This is a genomic window from Citrobacter sp. wls829, from assembly GCF_005280825.1.
Classification (GTDB): domain Bacteria; phylum Pseudomonadota; class Gammaproteobacteria; order Enterobacterales; family Enterobacteriaceae; genus Citrobacter; species Citrobacter gillenii.
In genome coordinates this window covers 24,804-47,281 of the sequence record NZ_SZWP01000067.1, presented here as the reverse complement: position 1 = coordinate 47,281, position 22,478 = coordinate 24,804, and the positions used below count along the sequence as shown (strand labels likewise).

Annotated in this window: 17 protein-coding genes and 1 pseudogene; 11 read left to right on the top strand and 7 right to left on the bottom strand. The window is 53.7% G+C overall.

The window, feature by feature from the left end; translation table 11 throughout:
• Positions 1–4: 4 nt before the first annotated feature.
• Positions 5–1,672: a propanediol/glycerol family dehydratase large subunit gene (locus FDW88_RS14160; protein WP_137362796.1), complete on the bottom strand. Its 1,668-nt coding sequence runs from the start codon at positions 1,670–1,672 to the stop codon at positions 5–7.
• Between the two features lie 392 nt (positions 1,673–2,064).
• On the opposite strand from FDW88_RS14160, the gene FDW88_RS14155 reads away from it, so the two are divergent.
• From FDW88_RS14155 to FDW88_RS14140, 4 genes are read left to right on the top strand one after another with little or no spacing between them, the layout of a single operon-like run.
• Positions 2,065–2,493 (top strand): heme-binding protein, encoded by a 429-nt coding sequence (locus tag FDW88_RS14155; RefSeq protein WP_117342700.1) that lies wholly within the window; start codon positions 2,065–2,067, stop codon positions 2,491–2,493.
• A 22-nt stretch (positions 2,494–2,515) separates the two neighbouring features.
• A complete protein-coding gene (gene dhaT, locus FDW88_RS14150) occupies positions 2,516–3,679 on the top strand; it encodes a 1,3-propanediol dehydrogenase (protein WP_135911375.1) in 1,164 nt (387 codons plus the stop codon).
• A 16-nt stretch (positions 3,680–3,695) separates the two neighbouring features.
• The gene (locus tag FDW88_RS14145; protein WP_137362795.1) at positions 3,696–4,049 is read left to right on the top strand and encodes a glycerol dehydratase reactivase beta/small subunit family protein; all 354 of its coding nucleotides are present in this window, start codon (positions 3,696–3,698) and stop codon (positions 4,047–4,049) included.
• Entirely contained in the window at positions 4,050–4,583 is a 534-nt protein-coding gene (locus tag FDW88_RS14140) for a cob(I)yrinic acid a,c-diamide adenosyltransferase (protein WP_137362794.1), read from the top strand.
• On the opposite strand, the gene dhaR is transcribed toward FDW88_RS14140, so the two are convergent.
• Positions 4,558–6,486 carry a dihydroxyacetone kinase operon transcriptional regulator DhaR gene (dhaR, locus tag FDW88_RS14135; protein WP_137362793.1) on the bottom strand — a complete coding sequence of 643 codons (1,929 nt, stop codon included), beginning with the start codon at positions 6,484–6,486 and terminating at the stop codon, positions 4,558–4,560. The two genes, FDW88_RS14140 and dhaR, sit on opposite strands and share 26 nt — an antisense overlap.
• A gap of 91 nt (positions 6,487–6,577) precedes the next feature.
• The gene (locus tag FDW88_RS14130) at positions 6,578–7,675 is read right to left on the bottom strand and encodes a glycerol dehydrogenase (RefSeq protein ID WP_115257445.1); all 1,098 of its coding nucleotides are present in this window, start codon (positions 7,673–7,675) and stop codon (positions 6,578–6,580) included.
• Between the two features lie 564 nt (positions 7,676–8,239).
• Here FDW88_RS14130 and FDW88_RS14125 point away from each other — a divergent pair.
• Positions 8,240–9,898 carry a glycerone kinase gene (locus tag FDW88_RS14125; protein ID WP_137362792.1) on the top strand — a complete coding sequence of 553 codons (1,659 nt, stop codon included), beginning with the start codon at positions 8,240–8,242 and terminating at the stop codon, positions 9,896–9,898.
• 111 nt (positions 9,899–10,009) lie between these two features.
• On the opposite strand, the gene cfa is transcribed toward FDW88_RS14125, so the two are convergent.
• Complete coding sequence (gene cfa / locus FDW88_RS14120; RefSeq protein ID WP_096755602.1) at positions 10,010–11,164, bottom strand: cyclopropane fatty acyl phospholipid synthase; 1,155 nt, start codon at positions 11,162–11,164, stop codon at positions 10,010–10,012.
• A 67-nt stretch (positions 11,165–11,231) separates the two neighbouring features.
• On the opposite strand from cfa, the pseudogene FDW88_RS14115 reads away from it, so the two are divergent.
• Positions 11,232–12,079, top strand: a pseudogene (locus FDW88_RS14115) (helix-turn-helix domain-containing protein).
• On the opposite strand, the gene FDW88_RS14110 reads toward FDW88_RS14115, so the two are convergent.
• Positions 12,076–12,858 (bottom strand): siderophore-interacting protein, encoded by a 783-nt coding sequence (locus tag FDW88_RS14110; RefSeq protein ID WP_115257442.1) that lies wholly within the window; start codon positions 12,856–12,858, stop codon positions 12,076–12,078. The pseudogene FDW88_RS14115 and the gene FDW88_RS14110 overlap by 4 nt on opposite strands.
• 238 nt (positions 12,859–13,096) lie before the next feature.
• Between FDW88_RS14110 and FDW88_RS14105 the strand changes: the two genes are divergently transcribed.
• Positions 13,097–13,717, top strand: coding sequence for a PadR family transcriptional regulator (locus tag FDW88_RS14105; RefSeq protein ID WP_137362791.1), 621 nt, complete (start codon positions 13,097–13,099; stop codon positions 13,715–13,717).
• A 45-nt stretch (positions 13,718–13,762) separates the two neighbouring features.
• Here FDW88_RS14105 and FDW88_RS14100 read toward each other — a convergent pair whose 3' ends face one another.
• On the bottom strand, positions 13,763–15,283 hold the full coding sequence (locus tag FDW88_RS14100; RefSeq protein WP_096755599.1) for a PAS domain-containing methyl-accepting chemotaxis protein: 1,521 nt from the start codon (positions 15,281–15,283) through the stop codon (positions 13,763–13,765).
• A 430-nt stretch (positions 15,284–15,713) separates the two neighbouring features.
• Here FDW88_RS14100 and ygjG point away from each other — a divergent pair, with 430 nt between their 5' ends.
• Positions 15,714–17,093 carry a putrescine aminotransferase gene (gene ygjG / locus FDW88_RS14095; protein WP_170974173.1) on the top strand — a complete coding sequence of 460 codons (1,380 nt, stop codon included), beginning with the start codon at positions 15,714–15,716 and terminating at the stop codon, positions 17,091–17,093.
• Positions 17,094–17,182: 89 nt separating this feature from the next.
• Here ygjG and FDW88_RS14090 read toward each other — a convergent pair whose 3' ends face one another.
• Positions 17,183–17,515: a tRNA-binding protein gene (locus tag FDW88_RS14090; RefSeq protein ID WP_096755597.1), complete on the bottom strand. Its 333-nt coding sequence runs from the start codon at positions 17,513–17,515 to the stop codon at positions 17,183–17,185.
• 209 nt (positions 17,516–17,724) lie between these two features.
• Between FDW88_RS14090 and ebgR the strand changes: the two genes are divergently transcribed.
• From ebgR to FDW88_RS14075, 3 genes are all read left to right on the top strand, one after another.
• Positions 17,725–18,708, top strand: a complete 984-nt coding sequence (gene ebgR / locus FDW88_RS14085; protein ID WP_096755596.1) for a transcriptional regulator EbgR — start codon at positions 17,725–17,727, stop codon at positions 18,706–18,708.
• 207 nt (positions 18,709–18,915) lie between these two features.
• The gene (gene ebgA / locus FDW88_RS14080) at positions 18,916–22,008 is read left to right on the top strand and encodes a beta-galactosidase subunit alpha (protein ID WP_137362789.1); all 3,093 of its coding nucleotides are present in this window, start codon (positions 18,916–18,918) and stop codon (positions 22,006–22,008) included.
• A complete protein-coding gene (locus FDW88_RS14075) occupies positions 22,005–22,454 on the top strand; it encodes a beta-galactosidase subunit beta (protein WP_115257437.1) in 450 nt (149 codons plus the stop codon). Before ebgA ends, FDW88_RS14075 begins: the two co-directional genes overlap by 4 nt.
• The last annotated feature ends 24 nt before the right edge of the window (positions 22,455–22,478 follow it).

The window sequence follows — 22,478 nt, the reverse complement described above, 5'->3', positions numbered from 1 at the left end:
CGCCTTATTCAATGCTGCCAGGCTGAACCACACCCGCAATATTTTTAATTTCCGCCCAGCGTTCGGCAGAGATGCGATAGCCGGTGCCGGGTCCCTGATAATCATTGATGTCATTAACGGCGCTGACCACCTCGAACTGACGATCCAGAATGGCGGATGTTTGCAGATAATCGCCGGTCACACGCTGCCTCAACATGTTGAGAATGTTGCTGGCGATATCGTCAAAACCGCTGGCACTCAGCGCGCCAACAACATCCAGCCCGGTGATATTGCGCTTCATCATTTCTTCCACCGCGGCCAAATCCTCTACCACATTACGTGCGGGCATATCTTTGCTGCCGTGAGCATAGGTGGCGGCGTCGACCTCTTCATCGCTAATCAGCGGCAGACCCAGCTCGCGAAACACCGCCTGAATAGCGCGAGCCGCCTGATTGCGAATAGCGATAGTTTCCTCTTCCGTTACCGGACGCAGACCGCCATCAACCATCAGATCACGTTGCAGAATGTTGTAATCATCAAAGTCCTCGGCATCGAAGTTCGACCCAGCAAACATGTTGTCGTAGTTCGGTACCGCGCTATAGCCGGAAAAGATAAAGTCGGTACCGGGCAGCATCTGCATCAATGTGCGGGCGGTACGGCGAATATCGGAGTGCGAGAAGGTCTGGTCATTCGCCGACGCCACTTCAAGGTCGAGCATCGAGGCAATCAGGTTTTCCGCCAGCACAGCACGGATCCCCGACGGTACAGCCCCGGTCATACCAATACAGCTGACCGCGCCGTTTTGCAGCCCCTGAACGCCCGCGCCCTTAGTGATAAAAATGCAGCGCGACTCCAGATACAGCATTGATTTGCTTTCTGAGTACCCCATCAGCGCCTCCGAGCCAGTGCCAGAGGTGTAGCGCATCTTCAGCCCGCGGGAAGCGTAGGCCGAGGCGAGAAAGGATTTTGACCACGGCGTGTCATCGCCGTCGGTAAACACTGACTCTGTACCGTATACCGACACCGTTTCGGCGTAGCTGGTTAAGCCGCGCATACCCAGTTCCAGTTCGGTGGCTTCTTCAACGGAACATTGGGTAAGCACGCCAGGACGGCCGCACTGCGAACCAACCAGCAGCGCCAGCGCGTTAAACGGCGCATAGCGGGCGATGCCTACGGTCGTTTCTTGCTCGGAAAAACCACGGATCCCCGCCTCGGCGGCATCGGCGGCAATTTGCACCGGGTTATCTTTCAGGTTGGTGACGTGACACTGGTTAGAGGGTGTGCGTCTGGCGCGCATTTTTTGCAGCGCCATCATCATTTCCACCACGTTCATTTTTGCCATCACCTCCACCGCTTTCGCCGGGGTGATGGCGGTGGTAATGGCAATAATCTCTTCCCGACTGACGTGGATATCCACCAGCATTCTGGCGATGTCCAGTGCGTCGAGTTGCATTGCCTGTTCGGTTTCCGCGACGTTAATCGCGTAGTCAGCAATAAAACGGTCAATCATGTCGAACTGTGCACGATCTTTACCGTCCAGTTCCACAATACGGCCATTTTCCACTTTCACCGACGACGCAGGATCGTAGGGGCTTTCCATGGCGATCAGCCCCTCTTCCGGCCATTCGCCAATCAGCCCATCCTGATTGACAGGCCGCTGGGCAAGAACTTCGAATCGTTTTGATCTTCTCATAGCGCGTTGACTCAAAAAGTAAATAATAAGGACGCCGGGCCGTATCGCTGGTGGTTTACCGTCCCAGCAATCGCCTTTATCAGCAATAGCCGAACTTTAAATGAGCAGAATAATAAAAAAATAAAATTAATTACGTTCCAATTTGGCACGCAATTAAAACGCATCGTTTCATATTGAAACGCGTATTTGGAATATCCATAGAGAATTGTGACGAGGTTAAATGATCATTATCAATAAACGCCAAAGGAAGATCACTCACTTGCTATTTTAGAATTTTTTACTGTATTGACTTAATAACGTGCTGCGCGAAAATAAAGAAAACCCAATGATAAAAAATAGCTGCGCGCGATATTTTTCGTGACCTCAGCCCTACACAATTAACAGGAGATACCGTGAATAAGAGCCAACCCATCGCCACCATCACGCTGGCGGCCGCACAGAAAATGGCGGTCGCCGTTGAGGCTAAAGCGCTTGAAATCAACGTCCCGGTCGTCTTTTCCGTTGTTGACCACGGCGGAAACACGCTGCTGATACAGCGCATGGATGAGGCGTTTGTCACCAGCTGCGATATTTCACTCAATAAGGCCTGGACCGCCTGCTGCCTGCGACAGGGTACTCACGAAATTACCGATGCGGTGCAACCCGGTGCATCGCTTTATGGCCTGCAGCTCACCAACCAACAGCGCATTATTATTTTCGGCGGAGGGCTTCCAGTTATATTAAATGGAAAAATAATTGGCGCCGTCGGCGTGAGTGGTGGCACCGTCGAACAGGACCAGCTATTAGCTGAAACCGCACTATATTGCTTCTCTGAATTATAAAATAAACGTAAGAAGGTATATTATGAGCTATCGTATGTTTGATTATCTGGTGCCAAATGTGAACTTTTTTGGCCCCAATGCTGTTTCCGTAGTGGGTGAACGCTGCAAACTACTGGGTGGGAAAAAAGCCCTGCTGGTGACCGATAAAGGCCTGCGGGCAATTAAAGACGGTGCGGTAGATAAAACGCTCGCGCATTTGCGTGAAGCCGGTATTGAAGTAGCAATATTTGACGGCGTCGAGCCAAACCCCAAAGACACCAACGTACGCGATGGCCTTGCGGTGTTTCGTCAGGAGCAATGCGATATTATTGTCACCGTCGGCGGCGGTAGCCCACATGACTGCGGTAAAGGTATTGGTATCGCGGCCACTCACGAAGGCGATCTCTACAGCTATGCCGGAATTGAAACCCTGACCCACCCGCTGCCGCCTATCATTGCGGTCAACACCACCGCCGGTACCGCCAGTGAAGTGACCCGTCACTGCGTACTGACCAACACCAAAACAAAAGTGAAATTTGTCATTGTCAGCTGGCGCAACCTACCGTCAGTATCGATTAACGATCCGCTGCTGATGCTTGGCAAACCTGCGCCTCTGACCGCGGCCACCGGGATGGATGCCTTGACCCACGCCGTGGAAGCCTACATTTCCAAAGATGCAAATCCGGTCACCGATGCCGCCGCTATTCAGGCAATCCGCCTGATCGCCCGTAACTTACGCCAGGCCGTAGCGCTGGGCAGCAACCTGAAAGCTCGCGAGAACATGGCCTACGCTTCACTGCTGGCGGGGATGGCCTTTAACAACGCCAACCTCGGCTACGTACACGCCATGGCGCACCAGCTTGGCGGCCTGTATGACATGCCGCACGGCGTGGCGAATGCCGTACTGCTACCGCACGTGGCACGTTATAACCTGATCGCTAATCCGGAAAAATTTGCCGATATCGCCGAGTTTATGGGCGAGAACACCGACGGCCTGTCTACCATGGACGCCGCCGAGTTGGCGATTCACGCTATTGCCCGCCTGTCTGCTGATATCGGCATTCCACAGCATCTGCGCGAACTGGGCGTAAAAGAGGCCGATTTCCCGTATATGGCAGAGATGGCCCTGAAGGACGGCAACGCATTCTCGAACCCACGTAAAGGTAACGAGAAAGAAATTGCCGCGATCTTCCATCAGGCTTTCTGACAAAAAAAGGGACGCGATGCCACTTTCATCACCGAGCGTAAACCTGTTTTATCACCCATGCTGGCAGGATTCCCGCGTGCTTGATGAACTATGCTGGGGGCTGGAAGAGCAAGGCGTCCCTTGCCGGGCCATCAGCTGCGACGACAGCGGCAACGCGCTGGCGCTCAGCAGACGGGCAGCAAAAAGCTCGGCGCTGCGCGTAGGTCTCGGCCTCAGCGTGAGCGGCGAGATTGCCTTAATGCATGCCCAGTTGCCCGAGGATCGGGCGCTGATCTGCGGGCATATCGCCGCCGGGATCGAGCAGATCCGCACGCTCGGCGCCAACGCAGGCCAACTGGTCAACGTGCTTCCCTTCAGTGAGATAACATAAATGTATCGCATCTATACCCGAACCGGCGATAAAGGCACCACCGCGCTGTTTGGCGGCAGCCGCATCGACAAAGACGACATCCGCGTTAACGCCTATGGCACGGTAGATGAACTGATTTCCCAGTTGGGCGTATGCTATGCCACAACCCACCAGACCGAGCTACGCGAGGATCTGCATACCGTCCAGAAGACGCTGTTTGTGCTGGGTGTGGAACTCGCCAGCGACGATAAAGGGATCACTCGTCTGAAGCAGACGATTAGCGATGAAGATATTCAGGGACTGGAGCGGCTGATCGACCGCAATATGGCGCACAGCGGCCCGCTGAAAGAGTTTGTCATTCCGGGGAAAAACCTCGCATCGGCACAACTACACGTAGCGCGCACGCTGGCACGTCGGCTGGAGCGTATTCTCACGGCGATGGACAGAACGCTCGCCGTGCGCGACGAACTAAAGCGGTACATCAATCGCTTGTCCGACGCGCTCTTTTCGATGGCCAGAATCGAAGAAACTACTCCAGATGTTTGCTGCGCTTAAACTGGCTGGCGTCGATGTCGTACTGCTTCATCTTGCGCCACAGCGTGGTGCGCCCAATGTTCAGCAGCTGCGACATCTCCTGCACGCGCCCGCTGGTGACGCGGGCGGCGTGGATAATCGCCTCTTTTTCGATGGCGGTAAATGTCAGGCTGGCAGGCAGCAGCGAAGATGTCGTATCCATACCCGGTCGTTCGGCAAACAGATAATCCGGCAGGTTGCTCAGGCGAATATGGCCATTCTCGCTGCTGATGGCGATGTTCTCGATAATGCTGTTCAGCTCGAAATCATTACCCGGCCACGAATAGGCCACCAGCTGCGCCAGCGCGTCATCATCCACCTTCAGGCTGGATGAAAAGCGTTTTTTCAGGCTGTTCAGGCGAGTATAAATCAGCGCCGGAATGCTGTTGCGCCGCGCGCGCAGCGGCGGAATAACGATTTCAAACGAGTGCAGCGCGTAATACAGCTGGCGACTAAAGCGGTTTTGTTCCACCAGATTGGCAAGATCGACCGTGGTGGTGGCGATCACTTTCACATCCACCGGGATCAGGCGTCGAGCGTCGAGACGGGTCAGCACCCCCTGCTTGATCACCTGCAATAATGCAGACTGTAACTCCGGTGCCAAATATTCGATTTTTTCCAGAAACAGCGTACCGCCGTTCGCCAGTTCAAGGCGGCTCAGTCGGCCGTTTTCATCATCGGTTGGCGCGCTGCCCATAAAATCCTGTCCCAGCACGCTGTTGGCATACAGCTGACAGTTTACGGCGATATACGGGCCGCTGGCCCGTTCACTTTCATTGTGGATCGCCTGACTGAGCAGCTCTTTACCGACGCCCTCTTCGCCGCACAACAGGATCGGAAAACTTCCCCTCGCCGCCTGGCGGCCAAAATGGATCAGCCGTCGGGTTTCCGGATCGTCCGCCGACATCTGCTCAAAAGTATGGCTTACTTTGCCCAACTGACTGGTCATCAGCTGGCGCATTTGCTCGACCGGATGCAGCAGCAGAATAAAGCTGTTGCCCTGCTCTTCCACAATCGGCTTTAAGGTGATCACCGCATCAACAAACTGGTGCTGGCTCTCAAAGGTGACTTCGACGTGATTGAGGCCACGAGCATGTTTGATTGCCCGGCGCAGCAGCATCGGCATATTCACCAGGTCATGAAGATTTTTCCCCTGACTGGCCTGCACATCCAGATGCAACAGCATGGCGGCACGCGCATTGAGGAACTGCAGCACACCCTGTTCGTTCCATGCCATCACGCCATCATCCATGCTCTCCAGCAGCCCGTACATCTGATTCAGATGGCGATTAGATTCAGCCAACAGGCTGTCGGTCAGCAACGAATTGCCTACCTCTCTGGCAATCGCCAGCGTCAGGGAGAGATCGGAAACGGACTCATGTTCCACCAGGCAGCACAGCGAGATGGAGCCAAACAGTCGCCCGTGGTTATCAAATACCGGCGTTGAGCAGAACGACCACGGATGTAGCGCTTTTTTAAAGTGCTGATCGCCTGAAGTTTTTGTTGGCTGCCCCGGCATAGTCGCCAGCGACAGCGCACAGCTACCAATAATACTCTCCGCACAGTAGCTGCCGTCGAGAAAACCCAGCTCCGCCAGCTGTTCCACCGTCTGTGGATCGCCGCAGCGGCTGAGAATACAGGCGGACTCATCGAGGATAAACAGTGCACAGGGACGACCATCCATAAACTCCCAGGCGTCTTCCAGTGCGGCCTGAGCAATCGTCACCAGCGCAGTCTTGCGGCGGCAAATCGAGGCAAACGTCAGCCCTTGCGCCTGATGCGGCGCCTGCCAGGTTTCCCGCTGCATAAACTTACTGCAACGGTGCCATGACTGGGCAATAACCGAAGAGACGTCCTTTCCAATGTTCTGAGTGTGCGCCGTCATATTCCTTTCCGCTGTTTTACCCTGGACACCCCCTCCGACAGAGACAGTCAGAGGGGAGAAAATGCCGGCGCAGAGCGTTACTGATGTCTGATTAACGCGCCAGCCACTGCTGTCCCAACAGGTCTGCCGTCAGAATAGCGGCATGCACGCTTTCAGGCGTCACCGGGAACGGCATGTTGTGAATGGTTTCACCTTCTGCGCAGGTGGCTTTGGCAACAGCATGAATTTTGTCGTCAATGCCGTCTTTCACGCCCATTTGCGCCAGGGTGACCGGCAGGCCGACTTTTTGACAGAACGCCAGCACGGTTTCGATCTCTTCCATCGGGCTGTTCTGCAACACCAGCTGCGCCAGCGTACCAAACGCGACTTTTTCGCCATGGTACAAATGGTGGCACTCTTCCAGAATCGTGAAGCCGTTATGAATCGCATGCGCCCCCGCGAGGCCGCTGCTTTCAAAACCAATACCGCTAAGATAGGTGTTCGCTTCCACAATGCGCTCCAGCGCATCGGTTACGACGCCTGCCTGCGCCGCGCAGCGGGCTTTTTCGCCTTCTGCCAGCAACGTATCATAACACAGGCGCGCCAGGCTCAATGCTGCCACGGTGGACTGTCCACCCGCCATGCTGGTCGCGCGGGCGTCATAACAGGCCTTCGCTTCAAACCAGGTAGAGAGCGCATCGCCCATCCCAGCAACCAACAAACGCACCGGCGCTTTAGCGATAATCGCGGTATCCATCACCACCATATCCGGGTTTTTCGGGTAGATCAGATACTCTTCAAACTCACCGGCTTCGGTATAAATGACCGACAGCGCGCTGGTTGGTGCATCTGTCGAGGCGATAGTCGGGATCACCACCACCGGCAGCTTCTGGTAATAGCCAATCGCTTTGGCGGTATCCAGCGTTTTGCCGCCGCCGATCCCGACCACGCCACGGCAACCGTGTTGCTTCAGAATGGCAATCAAACGATTAATTTCCACATGGCTGCATTCGCCGTTAAAGCGTTCCGCATGGCAGCTAATATCGTGATTATGCAGGCCATTGAGCACTTTCTCTCCCGCCAGATTCATCACGAAATCATCCGCAATCACAAAAAAGCTGTCCGCCAGATTTTTAGCATATTGACCAAATAAGATAGATGCATCAGGGCCCTGGAGATATTTGGCTGGAGATTGAATAACGTTTAGCATTCCTTTCATCCTCAAATAAGTACATGTTTTGACATGATGAGCCCTGGCATTGACCTGTTTAGCCTGATGCTAACGGCGAAAACAAAGCGCTACCGGAGCGATGCAATCACTGTATGGCGAGGCGAGTACAAAAAAATCATTCGTCTTTTTGTTCTGATATGAAACGGATAAAAGGAAAATACGTTCCATATTGAAACAATTAACCCTAAAAAAGATAAGGTTTGCGATCCCGATCCGTTCCTTTAGCCCATATTTCTGTCACGCAAAGAGGCCCGGTTTCGCCTTTTCGTTATCTACCGCCGGAATAACCGGCAAAAAAAAGCGCTCTGTCCCGAACACCCTGCCCTGACGGCCGGTGAAAAAAGCCGCGTGGGTTCGCATTTAGCCATTTCCACTCGTCATTACGTTCCATTTAGGAACAAAAAACAGTTTTTACGTTCCGAAATGAAACTCATTTTACTTGAGTTTTTTTCCGCGCTGACTCGGCCAGAATCTCTCCATCGCCTCCGCTACCATGACCATGCATTCGGGGGTTTGTTTAATACTCAACCTGCCGGAGCCGTTATGTCTCAATTCTTTTTTAACCAGCGTACCCATCTCGTTAACGATGTCATCGACGGTACGATTATCGCCAGTCCGTGGAATAACCTGGCACGCCTGGAGAGCGATCCGGCCATCCGCATCGTGGTGCGTCGCGACCTCAACAAAGAGAACGTCGCGGTGATCTCCGGCGGTGGCTCAGGTCACGAACCCGCCCACGTTGGATTTATCGGTAAAGGCATGTTAACCGCCGCGGTTTGCGGTGACGTGTTTGCCTCCCCGAGCGTCGATGCGGTACTGACCGCCATTCAGGCGGTGACCGGTGAGGCAGGCTGCCTGCTGATCGTGAAGAACTACACCGGCGATCGCCTAAATTTTGGTCTGGCCGCCGAGAAAGCGCGTCGGCTCGGTTATAACGTCGAAATGCTGATCGTCGGCGACGACATTTCGCTACCGGATAACAAGCATCCACGCGGGATCGCTGGCACCATCCTGGTGCACAAAGTTGCCGGCTATTTCGCCGAACGTGGCTACAACCTCGTTACCGTGCTGCGTGAAGCACAGTATGCGGCGAACAACGCCTTCAGCCTGGGCGTCGCACTCTCCAGCTGTCATTTGCCACAGGAGACCGACGAGGCTCCGCGTCACCATCCGGGCCATGCAGAGCTGGGTATGGGCATTCACGGCGAGCCGGGTGCGTCGGTGATTGACACGCAAAACAGCGCGCAGGTGGTTAATCTGATGGTAGAGAAGCTGATGGCCGCCCTGCCGGAAACCGGCCGTCTGGCAGTGATGATCAATAACCTCGGCGGCGTCTCCGTTGCCGAAATGGCCATCATTACCCGCGAACTGGCCAACAGCCCGCTGCACGCACGTATCGACTGGCTGATTGGCCCGGCCTCGCTGGTCACCGCGCTGGATATGAAAGGCTTCTCGCTGACCGCCATGGTGCTGGAAGAAAGCATCGAAAAAGCGCTGTTGACCGAAGTGGAAACCAGTAACTGGTCAACGCCCGTGCCGCCACGTGACATCACGACCGTGCCGTCATCTCAGCGCAGTGCACGCGTGGAATTTCAGCCTTCGGCTAACGGACAGGTTGCCGGGATTATTGAGCAAGTCACCGCAACGCTCGCCAATCTTGAAGCACACCTCAATGCGCTGGATGCGAAAGTCGGCGACGGCGATACCGGGTCAACCTTTGCCGCAGGTGCGCGTGAAATTGCCGACCTGCTACATCACCAGCAGCTTCCGCTGGATAACCTTGCCACGTTGTTTGCACTGATTGGCGAGCGCCTGACCGTGGTCATGGGGGGCTCCAGCGGCGTATTGATGTCAATTTTCTTCACCGCTGCCGGACAAAAGCTGGAGCAAGGTGCCGGGGTCGCCGATGCGCTAAATACGGGGCTCGCCCAGATGAAGTTCTACGGTGGTGCAGATGAAGGCGATCGTACGATGATTGATGCGCTGCAGCCCGCGCTAACATCGCTACTGGCACAACCACATAACCTGCAAGCCGCCTATGACGCTGCGCTGGCAGGCGCAGAACGGACCTGCCTGTCGAGCAAAGCCAACGCCGGGCGCGCGTCGTATCTCAGCAGTGAGAGTCTGCTTGGTAATATGGACCCCGGCGCACACGCGGTAGCAATGGTGTTTAAAGCGCTGGCAGAGAGTGAGTTGGGCTAAGTTCTTCGTTCTACGGGTTATCAATGCCTGATGGCGCTACGCTTATCAGGCCTGCGGTTTGCTCGCTTTTGTAGGCCGGATAAGGCGCTTGCGCTGATATCCGGCAAAACATTAACGATAAACGCGAAGTCCGCCCTCTACGCCCCGGCTAAACAGCACCTGCCAAAGCTCGATATCTCTGGCACGGAATGCCCCAGCACACGCGCATAAATAGTAATTAAACATCCTTTTGAAGGTCGCGGAATAACGCGACGACAGCGTCGGCCATGCCTGGTTAAACCGTTCATGCCAGGCCATCAGCGTTTTATCGTAGTCGCTGCCGAAGTTATGCCAGTCCTCCATCACAAACCGCGATTCGCTGGCCTCGGCAATGTGGGAAATCGCCGGTAAACAGCCGTTTGGGAAGATATATTTATTGATCCACGGATCCACACTCATCCCTTTTTTATTGCTGCCAATAGTATGCAGCAGGAACAGTCCATCGGGTTTTAAGCAGCGGTCGGCAATACTGAAATAGGTGTCGTAGTTTTTCGGGCCCACGTGTTCAAACATCCCCACGGAGACAATACGATCATAGTGTTTATCGAGGTCGCGATAATCCTGCAACAGAATAGTGACATCCAGCCCGTCACAGCGCTGCTGCGCCATTTTCTGCTGTTCTTTCGAGATGGTAACCCCGTCTACCGCTACGCCATAATGGCGTGCGGCATATTCAGCCAGCCCGCCCCAGCCGCAACCGATATCCAGCAAACGCATGCCCGGTTGCAATTGCAGCTTCTCGCAAATCATTTTTAATTTGGCATTCTGCGCGTCGTCTAATGTTGTCGCGTCTTTCCAGTAGCCGCAGGAATATTGCATGTGGGGATCAAGCATCAGGGCGAAAAGATCGTTACCTATATCGTAGTGTTCTTTGCCGACAATCCAGGCACGGCTGCGTGATTGCAGATTAAACAAACGCGCGCTGGCAATGCGTAAAATATCTTTCAGATTGCCCGGCATTTTTTGGTCGAGTTTTGCTTTAAGGATTTTGCAGAACAGAATATCGAGCCGCTCGCAATCCCACCAGCCTTCCATATAGCTTTCACCCAGCCCTAACGAGCCTTGTTGCAGCACCCGTTTAAAGAAACCGGCATGGTGAAGTTGAATGTCCCAGGCGCGCGAACCATTAATCTGGATATCAGCCTGCTGGAGCAGGTCTTTCCCCATTCGGGTCCAGTTATCATTTGTTTCATTGACGATGACAGCATCAGAACACAGCGAATTCATGGTATTTACCAAAGGTGGACGAATAATTCTTACGCAAGATTATTATGGAAAACAGGGTGTATGTATTATGATTTGCGGACAAGATCTATCGAACAGAAGCCACATCACCGGAAGTATCAGGTATTTTTTATGGACACCCTCAGGCAAAAACAGTGGAGTTCCTTCCCGGATGATTCAATGGCGGAACTGCCGCAGGACGTGTACTTTCGTTCTTATGTCCTTGAAGCGAATAACCATGTTCCACCGCATTCACACGCATTTACCCAGTTTCATTTCGCCCGTAAGGGCAGTATGCGCATTGATGTCGCCGGTAAATGCTGGATAATTCCCGCACATTACGGTATCTGGATCCCGAATAATATTGAGCATGCGGTATGGGCGCTGGATGACGTGTATTTAGAGAATCTGGATATTAAGCCAGGCTTTCTTGAGAAGCGCATCGACGAGTGTAAAGTGGTGGCGATCAGTGATTTCGCCAGAGAGTTTATTCATTACGCCACCAACGTCATTTCAGGCCATTATGATAGCCAGTCAAAAGAAGGAAAACTGGTGAGCGTGCTGGTCGATATTATTTTGCAATTACCGGAAGTCGCCTTTGTATTACCCTGGCCGCAGGATGCAGAATTAACAAAAGTGTGCCGGACAATACAGGAATCTCCCGCACGGGAACACTCGGTGGAGTACTGGGCTAATCATCTTGGCATGTCCGCCCGAACTTTCTCGCGTCATTTCAAAAAAGAAACCGGGTTACCGTTCAGCGTCTGGAAGCAAAAGATGCGTATTCTGGAATCGGTGTTAATGCTGAAGAAAAATAAAAGCGTTACCGCCGTGGCGCTCGACGTGGGGTATTCGAGCACCGCGGCGTTTAGCTACGCGTTCCGCCAGGCATTTGGCGTTCCGCCGTCAAATTATTAATCAGCCGCTTTCCGCTGATGCCAGTAGGCTGCCGCACGCACCCGCTGCGGGTCAAACGCCTCGGTTTCAAAGCGGGCGCTCAAATTTTTTACCACTTTCCCTTCGCCGGTTACCCAGATGAAATAATCGTCTGCAGGCACCGTCAGCCGAGCCAGCGCGTCATCCACCGCCTGTTCGTCATGCCCGACAAACCACTGGATAGCAAACCCATCCAGATGGGCAAGGTAGTCCTGATACGCCGCATCCTGCACGCTTACCAGCGCCGTGACGTTCGGGCGTCGCGCTAAACGACTGAGCGCTTCCAGGCGACGGCGCAATGCGGGCATTCCCGATTCATCGCACACATAAACCTGATACGCATACTCTTCCGGTACCACCAGCGAGCCGCGCGGTCCGCCAATCGTCAGTGTATCCCCTGCACGGGCATGCATCGCCCACGTACTCGCCACGCCACCGTCGTGAATATAAAAATCCAGCGCCAGTTCATGACGCGCATCATCGTATAGCGGCGTGTAATCCCGGGACGCAGGGCGCACACCGTCAGCCCAGACGATGCCCTCATCGGTAACCACCGGCGGCACAAAATGGCTGCCTGGCTCAGGAAAGAAAACTTTGGCGTGGTCATCAAAGCCGCGTGAGCTGAAGCCGTCCAACGCCTCCCCGCCCAGCACGATGCGCTGAAAACCTGCGCTGATACGCTCAACGCGCAGGATGGTAAGTTCACGGAAGCGCAGTTCATTACGAACGCGCTGGGGGTAGCGTGAGGTGTTTTTTGTCATTTTTCGCCTTCGTGAGGATAATACGATATATCTAAATTAATATTCAAATGATAATGATTGCTAATAACAAAGATTGCAAGCATTTTTTTGATACACGCCACGGCGTAAATCCCCTTCTCACCATTGATAATAATTGACATAAAAATCAATCAATTAAAACACCAGCCTATCACGCACTTGCAAAATCATAACTTTTAGATATAAATTAGATATATCGAAATAACATCTGGAGACTACTATGCAAAACCACCATGACGGTTGCTGCAAACATACAGATCACCCACACGAAGGTTGCTGCAAAGGCGAAGAACATCGCCACGAAGGCTGCAACAGTGAAGGACATCACCACGAGCACGGCTGCGGGCATCGCCATGGTCGCGGTGGCGGCGGGCGTCGTCAGCGTTTCTTCGGTCACGGCGAATTACGCCTGGTGATTCTGGATATTTTGACCCGCGATGCCAGCCACGGCTATGAGCTGATCAAAGCCATCGAAACGCTGACTCAGGGCCACTACACGCCGAGTCCAGGGGTGATTTATCCGACGCTGGATTTCTTGCAGGATCAAGAGCTGATTGTCATCAGCGAAGAGGAAGGTGGGCGTAAACAGATCACGATCACGGCGCAAGGCCTGCAGTGGCTGGAGGAAAATCGCGAGCATCTGGCGCTTATTCATGAACGCGTTAAAGCACGCTGCGTTGGCTTTGAATTACGTAAAAATCCGCAGATGAAACGCGCGCTGGAAAACTTTAAAGCCGTGCTGGATCTGCGGGTCAATCACGGTGACACCAGCGATGCACAGATCAAAAAAATCATCGGTATTATCGATCGCGCAGCGCTGGATATCGCTCAGCTGGATTAATCGGGTCATCGGGCGGAACCCGTTGTTCCGCCCGAATAGCGGTGCTTAATGCAGCACCGTCACCGCATCTTCCAGGCGCCCGGCGCGATGTTTCACCCGCACTGAAATTTGCGCGCTCTCTTCAACCAGTTCGGCATTTTTCTGCGTAATGTTGCTCAACTCATTCACCGCGCGAGTCAGGCTGGTCAGCCCGTCTGCCTGTTCCAGCGTCGAATGGCTGATTTGTGCGATCAGTTGGGTGACGTTCTGTACCTGCGCCACAATGTCGTCCATCGTGCGGCCAGCGGCGTGAACCTGGCTGGATCCGGACTGCACCTTGTCGGCACTGGCATCAATCAGCTTGCGGATGTCATTCGCCGCACTGGCGCTCCGGCTGGCAAGATGGCGTACTTCCCCTGCCACGACGGCAAACCCTTTCCCCTGCTCGCCCGCTCGCGCCGCTTCAACCGCCGCATTCAATGCCAGGATATTGGTCTGGAAAGCAATATCGTTAATCAGCGTGGTGATGGTGCCGATACGCTGGGTGCTGCTGGCGATATCGTCCATCGTTTTGATCACCGTCTCCATCGCCTCGCCTCCCTGCGTTGCCGCACTGCTGGCGGCAATCGAGAGTTTGTCAGCCGCAGATGCTGTCGCCGAGTTTTGCTTCACCGACGCCGCCATCTGGTTCATCGTCGTCACCGTTTCCTGCACGTTTTCAACCGTTTGCTGGGTGTGCTTGTTTAAATCATCGCTACCTTTTGCCAGCGTATCGCTGTCGTTACGCACGCAGGAAACCTGGCTTGAAACGTCGTGAATAAGCCAGCGGCACATTAATCCCAGTTGCCCCACCGCCCGCAGCATCAGGCCCAACTCATCGCTGCGGTTCAGGTGCGTCACGCTGTTGCGCTCGCCGGTCGCCACTTTCAGCGCCTGGCGGGCGACATTTTCTATCGGGCGTACAATTTGCCATTCGAAAATCGCCGTACCCGCCAGCATCACCAGCGCACTCACCAGCAGCAGCGGCCACGCCGCGCCCATTTGCTGCAACGCTGCCGCCAGCACGGCAAACATCAGTGTCATCACGCTGCGCACCCGCCAGCGAACCGGCAGCGCCGGCAGCTTTCCCAGCCAACTTTTACGCACCACGAGTCCCTTATGGATGCGTTTGTTGCAACGTCCTTCATTTAGCGCCTGATACAACGGCTCGACCGCCGCAATCTCCTCCTGCGTCGCCCGGGTTCGAATCGACATATACCCGGTCATTCGCCCTTCACGTACCATCGGCACCGCATTGGCTCGCACCCAGTAGTGATCGCCGTTTTTACAGCGATTTTTTACAATGCCGCTCCATGGCTCCCCCTGTTGCAGCGTGTACCACATATCAGCAAATGCCGCCTTGGGCATGTCCGGGTGACGAACCTGATTATGCGGCTTGCCGAGCAGCTCGCTCAGCTGATAGCCGCTAACCTGGACAAATGTGTCATTCGCATGAGTGATGTAGCTTTGTAAATCGGTAGTCGACATGAGGGTAATATCATCATCCAGCGGAGTATGCTGCTGACTAACGTAGGGATCAGAAGACATGGTTGCGTCCTATGCAGGTTATCTGGTTGTTAACTTTTTCGGCATATGTTATTTCGGCGATAATTTTTTTATCTTTAGTTGTTAAATTTGATTTAGATCGCAATTTGCGATTAAACCTCAGAATTTGTATGTTTTCTAATTCATTGATTTAAAATACTTTCATCCTGTAACTATTCAATCAGGCTTCACTCTGCGCACCGTCACAGTGCAACTTCTGCCTGTTTTTGGCGCAGAAGATCGCGTATCTCACCTGTTTTCAGAGAGTCAACCTGGGCAAAATACCGCCAAATGTTAACTTTTGGCATTAAATGTTTCGCAAATGAAATGTATCCTGGTGTTTATCCCGATTTTCGTTAAGCGCGCCGGGATGGCGTAATCCCTGCAATACTTAATTCAGTATCATGTGATACGCGAACTCCGGGAGCATATTTTGAACAGGTTACCTTCCAGCGCATCGGCCCTGGCCTGCAGCGCACACGCACTGAACCTCATCGAAAAGCGAACGCTTGATCATGAGGAAATGAAAGCACTTAACCGAGAGGTCATTGAATACTTCAAAGAGCATGTCAATCCGGGGTTCTTAGAGTATCGAAAATCTGTAACTGCCGGCGGGGATTACGGAGCCGTAGAGTGGCAAGCGGGAAGCCTGAATACGCTTGTCGACACCCAGGGACAGGAATTTGTTGACTGCCTGGGCGGTTTTGGAATTTTCAACGTGGGGCACCGTAATCCAGTAGTGGTCTCCGCCGTACAGAATCAACTCGCTAAACAACCTCTGCACAGCCAGGAATTACTTGACCCCTTGCGGGCCATGTTGGCGAAAACGCTCGCCGCACTGGCGCCCGGCAAGCTGAAATACAGCTTCTTTTGCAACAGCGGAACCGAGTCGGTTGAAGCGGCGCTGAAGCTGGCGAAAGCCTATCAATCGCCACGCGGCAAATCTACGTTTATTGCCACCAGCGGCGCGTTCCACGGTAAATCGCTGGGCGCACTGTCCGCGACGGCCAAATCCACGTTCCGTAAACCGTTTATGCCATTGCTGCCGGGCTTCCGTCATGTTCCGTTTGGTGACATTGACGCGATGCGTACCGTGCTCAGCGAGTGTAAAAAGACCGGTGATGATGTAGCTGCCGTGATCCTCGAGCCGATTCAGGGTGAAGGTGGCGTGATCCTGCCACCGCAGGGATACCTGACCGCCGTGCGCAAACTGTGCGACGAGTTTGGCGCGCTGATGATCCTTGATGAAGTGCAAACCGGCATGGGTCGTACTGGCAAGATGTTCGCCTGCGAGCACGAAAACGTGCAGCCCGACATTATGTGTCTGGCGAAAGCGCTAGGCGGCGGCGTAATGCCTATCGGTGCGACCATCGCTACCGAAGAGGTGTTCTCCGTACTGTTCGATAACCCATTCCTGCACACCACCACCTTTGGCGGCAACCCCCTTTCCTGTGCGGCGGCACTCGCAACCATCAATGTCCTGCTGGAGCAGAATTTACCGGCTCAGGCAGAACAAAAAGGCGATATGTTGCTGGATGGCTTCCGACATCTGGCGCGGGAATACCCGGATCTGGTGCAGGACGTACGCGGTAAAGGCATGCTGATGGCGATCGAATTTGTTGATAATGAGATCGGCTACAACTTTGCCAGCGAGATGTTCCGCCAGAGGGTGTTGGTTGCCGGAACGCTGAACAACGCGAAGACGATCCGCATCGAACCGCCGCTCACGTTAACCATCGAACAATGTGAGTTGGTATTACGCTCAACGCGTAAAGCGCTGGCCGCATTACGCGTCAGCGTGGAGCAAGTGTGACAGACGCCGGATGGCGCTGCACTTTTCCGGCCTACGGGATCACATGTAGGCCGGATAGGGCGTAACCGCCATCCGGCAGCATCACACGCTTACACAATCCGCACGCCTGCGGGCATCACGCGCTCTGGCGTCAACAGCACGCTTTCACTGCCATCGTCCGTTTCCGCACACAACAGCATGCATTCTGACGTTTCGCCGCGCATTTTCGCTTTTTGCAGATTACACAGCACCACCACCGTTTTCCCCATCAGCTCATCTTCGCGGTAGTAAGGCACCAGGCTGGTCACGGTTTGCAGCGTTCGTTCGCCGACATCGACCTGAACGATGTAGAGTTTATCGGCATTGTCATGACGCTTTACCTGGGTAATTTTTCCCACGCGAATTTCCATTCGGGCGAAATCCGTAAATGCGATCGTGTCCATTCTTTTCTCCTTTGGTAAAATTTTACTAAATGTTAGCAAAAAACCGTCCTGGCATTGTTCTCAAAAGCCGTAAAATGATGCGCCCATCACACTCTGAAAGCGGGGTTTTACCGTGAATATGTCAATTAGAGGTACTTTTTTTACTGAAAACAGGTGAATAGATAAGCACTTCATTTACAATGCGGGGGTAACTCAGGGAAAAGGTAAACATGGCAACACTTAAAGACATCGCAATCGAAGCTCGTGTATCCCTGGCGACAGTGTCCCGGGTGTTAAATGATGACCCGACGCTAAACGTAAAAGAAGAAACCAAGCGTCGCATTCTTGAGATCGCGGAAAAGCTGGAGTACAAAACCAGCAGCGCGCGTAAACACCAGACCAGTACGGTCGGCCCCCAGCATATTCTGGCGCTCTACAGCTACCAGCAGGATTTGGAAATCAACGATCCTTACTATCTCGCCATACGACACGGGATTGAAACGCAATGTGAAAAGCTGGGGATCGAACTGACCAACTGCTATGAACACAGCGGGTTGCCCGACCATAAAAATATTACCGGCATTCTCATCGTTGGTAAGCCATCTCCTGCCCAGCGCGCTGCAGCTACCGCGCTGACCGACAACATCTGCTTTATCGACTTTCATGAACCCGGCAGCGACTATGATGCCGTCGATATCGATCTGACCCGCATCAGCAAAGAGAGTATCGATTTTTTCATCGCCCAGGGCGTGACCCGCATTGGCTTCATCGGCGGTGAAGACGAGCCGGGCAAAGCGGATATCCGCGAGGCCGCGTTTGTCGAATACGGCCGCCTGCAGCAGGTGGTCTCGGAACACGATATCTATCGTGGCGGATTCTCCAGCTCGTCAGGTTATGAGTTGGCGAAAAAAATGCTGGCCAAAGAAGATTATCCCAGCGCCCTGTTTGTCGCCTCAGACTCAATCGCCATTGGCGTTCTGCGCGCAATTCACGAACGTGGCCTGGCGATTCCACAGGATATTTCGCTGATTAGCGTCAATGACATTCCGACGGCACGATTCACCTTCCCTCCGCTGTCCACCGTGCGCATCCATTCAGAAATGATGGGCAGTCAGGGCGTTAACCTGCTGTTTGAAAAAGCCCGTGACGGACGCGCGCTGCCGCTGCTGGTTTTCGTGCCCAGCAAGCTGAAACTGCGCGGCACCACCCGCTAACCTCCCTTTTTTCGCGCCCGGTTTCTTCTGATACCGGGCATGCTTTGTCATGTCTTGTTTTTCTCTGCACGGGTTATTTTCGTGATCAAGTTAAAGTAAATCATCTTACCCGCTATATTTTAGTAAAACTTTTACTAAAATCACCTGCAATGACACTTACTCACCATCACTTTGAATGGTTCCGATTTCTCTCCACCGGGAGGCCTTATGAATCGCTGGGAAAACATTCAGCTCACCCACGAAAATCGACTGGCGCCACGCGCATACTTTTTCTCTTATGACTCGGTTGCGCAGGCTCGCTCGTTTGCCCGTGAAACCAGCAGCCTTTTTCAACTGCTGAGCGGTCAGTGGAATTTTCAGTTCTTTGAGCATCCGCTGCAGGTGCCAGAAGCCTTTACGTCGCAGTATATGCACGACTGGGGCAGCATCACCGTCCCCGGCATGTGGCAGATGGAAGGACACGGCAAGCTGCAATATACCGACGAAGGTTTCCCGTTCCCGATTGATGTGCCCTACGTCCCCACCGATAACCCGACCGGTGCATATCAGCGGATGTTTACCCTCAGCGAAGGCTGGCAGGGAAAACAAACGCTGATTAAGTTCGACGGCGTTGAAACCTACTTCGAAGTGTACGTCAACGGCCAGTACGTGGGCTTCAGCAAGGGCAGCCGTCTGACGGCCGAATTTGATATCAGCGCAATGGTGCACACCGGTGACAACCTGCTGTGTGTGCGCGTGATGCAGTGGGCAGACTCTACCTACGTTGAAGACCAGGATATGTGGTGGTCTGCGGGGATCTTCCGCGACGTCTATCTGGTGGGCAAGCAGGCGACCCATATTCAGGATTTTACCGTTCGTACCGAGTTCGATGATAACTACCGTGATGCCACTCTCTCCTGCGACATTGTGCTGGAAAACCTTGCCGATTCACCGGCACAGACCTCGCTGGAATACACCTTATTTGACGGCGAGCGGGTGCTGCACAGCGGTGTTATCAGTCATCTGACTCTCGATAAGCTCACCCGTACTGCCTTTGATTTCGAGGTTAGTGCGCCACAGCAGTGGTCGGCTGAGTCGCCGTATCTTTATCATTTAGTGATGACGTTAAAAGATGCCAGCGGCAATATTATTGAGGTGGTTCCGCAGCGCGTCGGATTCCGCGACATTACGAGCCGCGACGGGCTGTTTTACATCAACAACCACTACGTAATGCTGCACGGTGTTAACCGCCACGATAACGATCATCTGAAAGGCCGCGCGGTCGGAATGGATCGGGTCGAAAAAGATCTGCTGCTGATGAAGCAGCACAACATTAACTCGGTGCGTACCGCGCATTACCCGAACGATCCGCGCTTCTATGAGCTGTGCGATATCTACGGCCTGTTTGTGATGGCCGAGACCGACGTCGAATCCCACGGCTTCGCCAACGTCGGCGATATCAGTCGCATCACCGACGATCCGACCTGGGAACCGGTATACGTTGAGCGCATCGTGCGCCACATCCACGCACAGAAAAACCATCCGTCGATCGTCATCTGGTCACTGGGCAACGAATCCGGGTACGGCTGTAATATTCGTGCCATGTACCACGCTGCGAAAGCGCTGGATAACACGCGTCTGGTGCATTACGAAGAAGATCGCGACGCCGAAGTGGTGGACATTATTTCCACCATGTATACCCGCGTGCCGCTGATGAATGAGTTTGGTGAATATCCGCATCCGAAACCACGCATCATCTGCGAATACGCCCACGCCATGGGTAACGGCCCCGGCGGGCTGACGGAATATCAAAACGTTTTTTACCAGCACGATTGCATTCAAGGACACTATGTCTGGGAATGGTGCGACCATGGCATTCAGGCAAAAGATGATAACGGCAACGTCTGGTATAAATTTGGCGGTGACTACGGCGACTACCCGAATAACTACAACTTCTGCCTCGACGGCCTGATTTACCCCGATCAAACACCGGGACCGGGTCTGAAAGAGTATAAGCAGGTGATCGCCCCAGTGAAGGTCTACGCGAAGGACCTGACGCGCGGTGAACTGCGTGTCGCAAATAAGCTGTGGTTCACCACGCTTGACGACTACACCCTGCAAATTGAAGTGCGGGCCGAAGGAGAAACGCTCTCCACGCAGCGGATTAAACTTCACGACGTGGCCCCCAACAGCGACGCACTGCTGCACTGCACACTGCCGACGCTGGATGAGAGGGAAGCCTTTCTCAATGTCATCGTCAGCAAAGACTCCCGCACGTCCTACAGCGACGCCGGGCACCATATTGCCACTTACCAGTTCCCGCTGAAGGCCAGAACCGCTACGCCAGTACCGTTTAGTCAGCAAAACGCCAGCGCCCTGACGCTGGAAGACGATCGCCTGCGCTACACCGTTCGCGGCTATAACTTCGCGATAACCTTCTCAAAGCTGAACGGGAAGCCGATCAGCTGGAACGTGAATGGCGAAGAGCTCATTACCCGCGAGCCGAAGATTAATTTCTTCAAGCCGACGATTGATAACCACAAACAGGAGTTCGAAGGTCTATGGCAGCCAAATCATTTACAGATTATGCAGGAGCATCTGCGGGATTTTGCCCTCGAACACACTGACAATGCGGTGGTGATTACCAGCCAGACGATCATCGCCCCGCCGGTATTTGATTTCGGTATGCGTTGCACCTACCGCTGGCGGGTAACGGTCGACGGTCAGCTGAATGTTGAGCTTTCCGGTCAGCCTTACGGCGAGTATCCGCACATTATTCCGTGCATTGGCTTCACCATGGGCATCAACGGTGATTTGGGGCAAGTCGCGTATTACGGACGTGGTCCGGGCGAGAATTACGCCGACAGCCAGCAGGCCAACATTATCGATATCTGGCGTTCGACCGTGGATGCGATGTTCGAGAACTACCCGTTCCCCCAAAACAACGGCAATCGCCAGGATGTGCGCTGGGCAGCGCTGACCAACCGCCATGGCAACGGTCTGCTGGTCGTCCCACAACGTCCTGTCAATTTAAGTACCTGGCACTATACGCCCGAAAATCTCTTTGCCGCACAGCACTGCAATGAACTCCAGCGCAGCGATGACATCACTCTGAATCTGGACCATCAGCTACTGGGCCTGGGTTCCAACTCCTGGGGAAGCGAGGTGCTCGACTCCTGGCGCGTCTGGTTCCGCGAGTTCAACTACGGCTTTACGTTGCTGCCCATTTCCGGCACCGAGGCCACCGTTCAGACCACTGCTAATCGCGCCTTTGGCACGGAGTTCTTTTCCACGAATTTGCACAGCGAGAATACAAAATGAGGATCATCGATAACTTAGAGCAGTTCCGACAACTCTACGCTTCAGGTCGGAAGTGGCAGCGCTGCGTTGAGGCGATTGAAAATATCGACAACATTCAGCCCGGCGTCGCCCATTCCATCGGTGATTCGCTCACTTACCGCGTGGAGACCGACTCCGCTACCGATGCGCTGTTTACCGGTCATCGCCGTTACTTTGAGGTGCATTACTACCTGCAAGGGCAGCAAAAAATTGAGTATGCCGCCAAAGAGGATTTACAGGTGGTTGAATACTATCGCGATGAAACCGATCGCGAATACCTGAAGGGATGCGGAAAAACGGTAGAAGTACACGAAGGGCAGCTGGTTATTTGCGACAACCACGAAGCCTACCGCTTTATCTGTAATAGCGCGGTGAAGAAAGTCGTACTCAAAGTCACCATCGAAGATGGTTATTTTCATAATAAATAAAAAGACAGGCGGCACAGAAGTTGT